At 73.7% G+C, this 3887-nt stretch carries 3 protein-coding genes; all 3 read right to left on the reverse strand.

What is annotated here, in order from left to right; all coding sequences use genetic code 11:
* Window positions 1-746, reverse strand: a 746-nt coding sequence (locus LCE31_RS37710) for an aspartate dehydrogenase domain-containing protein (protein ID WP_225022633.1), incomplete at its 3' end; no start/stop codon positions are given.
* The gene (locus LCE31_RS37715) at window positions 743-1681 is read right to left on the reverse strand and encodes a VOC family protein (RefSeq protein ID WP_225022634.1); all 939 of its coding nucleotides are present in this window, start codon (window positions 1679-1681) and stop codon (window positions 743-745) included. The genes LCE31_RS37710 and LCE31_RS37715, both read right to left, overlap by 4 nt.
* Before the next feature lie 63 nt (window positions 1682-1744).
* Window positions 1745-3232: an aldehyde dehydrogenase gene (locus tag LCE31_RS37720; protein WP_225022635.1), complete on the reverse strand. Its 1488-nt coding sequence runs from the start codon at window positions 3230-3232 to the stop codon at window positions 1745-1747.
* Window positions 3233-3887 lie beyond the last annotated feature (655 nt).

Here is a 3887-nt window from a genome sequence, read left to right on the forward strand (position 1 = left end):
GGGGGGGCGGGGGTGGGGGGGGGGGGGGGGGGGACCCCGTCCCTGCGTCTGCGCGGGCGGGCGCGGCGGCGGGGGGGGTTGGGGGGGGGGGGGGGGGGGGGGGGGCGGCCCACCACCCGTACGCGTACGGCGTCGGGGTCGCCGACGGCCAGCGCGACGGAGGCCGCGACGTTCGTCGACTTCGGGAACCTGGCCGGCACGTCGCGGGCCGTCCCGCACATCACCTCGACGGGTTCCGTGGTGCCGCGCAGGCGCGCGAGCAACGCCGGGTCCATCCAGGGCTGTTCGAGCGTCGAAGGGAGTTTGGTGGTGGTGAGCTCGACCTCGTCGAGCGGGCCCATCCGGCACACGGCCTGGAGGAGGTCGAGGCCGCCGAGTGCGCCGCCGGTGAAGTACACGCGTCCGGGTCCGCCGCCCAGGAGCCGTTTCGCCAGGTCCTCGTCGGTGAGTGCGCCGGTCGACGCGATCAGGAGGTCCGTGCCCGCGGCGAGCACCCGTTCGCCCCATTCGCGTACGGCGGCCTGGCCCGCGGCCTCGACCACGAGATCGCACGCGGCGACCGCCTCGTCGAACGGCAGTTGCGGGGCCGGTGCGCCGTCGCCCAGGGGGCGGTTGTCCACGACTCCCACCAGGCGCGCTCCGGGGACGGCTCCGCCCGCCAGCGCGGTCCCGACCACCCGTCCGATCGCGCCCCAGCCGATCAGGCACACGTCGCGCACCGTGCCGGGGGCCTTGCGCCCGCTCATGCGCGTACTCCTCGCGCCGGTACGGGCGCCACCGGGCCGGGGTCGGGCTCGCCGGCCATCCGGCGGCGGATCTCCCGCGACGGAGCGCCCGCGGTCCCCCACAGGTCGGAGAGTTCCGGCGTGCGCCGCCAGACCTTCGCGATCCAGGCGTCCTCGACGATCTGGGCGACCTCCGAGGTGTACTCGCACACCAGGCCCGTCGGGTCCGTGAAGTAGGAGAAGGTGTTGTCACCGGGGCCGTGTCGTCCCGGCCCCCACTCCGGTACGACGCCGTGGTGGCGGAGCCTGCCGAGCCCCCGCATGAAGTGGTCGACCGAGCGCATCTCGTAGGCGACGTGGTTGAGGGAGGCCCACTCCGCCTGGTTGAAGGCGACGCAGTGGTGGTCCGCGTTGCACCGCAGGAACGCCATCTGGTGTTCGGACCAGTCCGAGACGCGCAGGCCGAGGACCTCCTGGTAGAACGCCACGGACGCGTCGATGTCCGCGGTGTTGAGGACCGCGTGGGTCACCCCGGCCGGTACCGGCGCGTCGGCGGCGCGCGGGGGCACCGCCCAGGTCTGCGCGCTCAGCTCGATCAGCCGGTTCTCGTGGTCGGCGAACCGCAGGCCGTAGCCCCCGCCGACCTGGTCGAGGTCTCCCGGCTCCGTGAGCGGGACGATGCCGCGGGCCAGCAGCCGGCGGGCCGCCTCGTCCACCTCGGCGGGGGTGGCCACGGCGAAGCTCAGCCTCCCGAGGCCCGCCCGGTCGGCCCTGGTGAGCCGCAGGGCGTGGTGTTCCTGGCCGGTGCCGCGCAGCCAGGTGCCGTCGGCGGACGTCTCGACGGCCTCCAGGCCCCAGGCGCCGGTGTAGAAGTCGGTGGCCTCCGTGAAGGCGGGGGTGAGCAGCTCGACGGAGCGCAGCGCTCGGAGCCTGGCTATGGGGGGATGGGGTGACATCACACCGCCTCCAGTCAGCGGGTCGTGGTCGGTCGTGGTCGGTCCTGACCTGGGCGGGCGTGGTCAGGTGGCCCAGGGCAGAGGCGTGTCGGACGTGCCCCAGTAGAGGGATTTCTGCCGCTGGTAGGAGCGGATCGCGTCGCGCCCCTTCTCGCGGCCGAGGCCGCTGTCCTTCATCCCGCCGAACGGGGTGGAGATGCTGAACTGCTTGTACGTGTTGATCCATACGGTGCCCGCGTCGATGCGGCGGGCCAGCCGCCAGGCGGCCCGGTGGTCCCGGGTCCAGATGCCGCACGCCAGCCCGTACACGGTGTCGTTGGCCTGGCGGACCAGGTCGTCCTCGTCCTCGTAGGGCAGGGCGATCAGCACGGGGCCGAAGATCTCCTCCTGGCAGGCCCGCGCGGAGTTCGGCAGGCCGTCCACGACGGTGGGGAGGTAGTAGGCGCCGTCCCGGTACCGCTCGCCGCCGGGGACGGCGCCGCCGCACAGGACGCGGGCGCCCTCGCGCCGGGCCGAGTCGACGTGGGCGGCGACCGCGTCCCGGTGCCGGTGGTGGACCAGCGGGGCGACCTGCGTGTCCGGGTCGGTGCCTGGACCGACCCGCAGCGAGCGGACGCGCCGGACCAGTTCGTCCATGAACTCCGCGTACAGCTCACGGGCGACGAAGAGGCGCGAACCGGCGACGCAGGACTGGCCGGTGGAGCTGAAGACGCCGAACATCACCCCGCTGAGCGCCGCTTCGAGATCGGCGTCTGCGCGGACGATGGTGGGCGACTTGCCGCCCAGTTCGAGTGAGACGGGGATCAGCCGCTCGGCCGCGGTGCGGGCGATGGCCCGTCCCGTGTCCGTGCCGCCGGTGAAGCCGATCCGGCCCACGAGCGGATGGCGCACGATCGCGTCGCCCACGATCCTTCCGGGGCCCGGCAGAACGGAGATCAGGCCGGTGGGCAGGTCCAGTTCGCTCAGGGCGCGGACGATGAGGCGGCCCAGCGCGAGGGACACCAGGGGCGTCCACTCGGCGGGCTTCAGCAGGACCGCGTTGCCCCCGGCGAGGGCGGGCGCGATCTTCTGCGCGTCGCTGGCCACGGGCGAGTTCCAGGGATTGATCGCCCCCACGACACCGATCGGTTCGTGGACGCTCAGGGTGACGTACGGCCCCCGGCTAGGGGTGAGGGCGTCCTGTGCCGTCTCCAGGGCCGCCGCGGTGTAGCGGAAGGTGCCGGCCGCGCTGAGGGCCAACGCCCTCGTCTCCGCGAGGGACTTGCCGGTGTCGGCGGTCTGGAGCCCGGCCAGGGCTTCGGCGTCCGCCTCCACCAGGTCGGCGATCCGGTGGAGCAGGCGTGCGCGCAGGTGGGGAGCCAGGTCGCGCCAGGCCGGGTCGGTGGCCGCGTGTGCCGCGCCCCGCGCCGCCGTGTCGACGTCGTCGGGGGACGCCGCGTGGACGGTGGCCAGGGCCCGGCCGGTTGCCGGGTCGATCGTGGCCGCGGGGGCGCCGGCCCCGCGCCGCGGGCGGCCGGCCACGACTATCTCGTCCGGCGGGATCTCCGGCATGGCACCTCCATCAGAAGGGATGTGGGACGTGGGGCTGAGAAGCGGCGTGAAAGAGCCCGGGTGAGGCCGGCTGGGAGCCGGGTCGCGGTGCGGACGCGGGACGAAGCCCTGGGAAACGGCTCAGGAAGCGGTCCGGGAGACGAGCCTGGGAAGCCGTCCCTGCGACTCCTTGAAATCTAAGCCCTTAAGTAATCAGGCGCAAGACCCGAACTCGTCGAAAGAATCCGTGATGGAAGGCTTGACGCTCCCGGGCGAACAGGAGATACAACTTGAGCCCTAAGAGATTCGCTCCCTAAGAGCCTCGGCATCCAAGAGCCTCGGCATCCAAGAGCTTCGGCATCCAAGGGGTTGCGAGCACCAAGGGGGTTCGACACCCGAGGGGTTCAACGTCCGGGAGGTCCGACACCTGCGACACCTGCGAGGTTTCGAGCCCCAAGAGGGTTCGGCCCCCGAGGAGTTGCGAGCACCAGGGGTTCGACACCCGAGGGCTCGCGAGCCCCGAGCGGTTCGCTCCTCCCCACCACCACCGCCGCCGCCGCCGCGGGAGCGTCCGCCCCCGTCGCCCACGTGCGGCAGCCACGCCCGGGCGCCCCGCCCCGCCCCCGCCCCAACCCCCGGCCCCGGACCCGGGGTGGGGGGGCCCCGGTTGCCCCCG

The sequence above is a fragment of the Streptomyces sp. 8L genome (genome assembly GCF_020176795.1).
Taxonomy (GTDB): domain Bacteria; phylum Actinomycetota; class Actinomycetes; order Streptomycetales; family Streptomycetaceae; genus Streptomyces.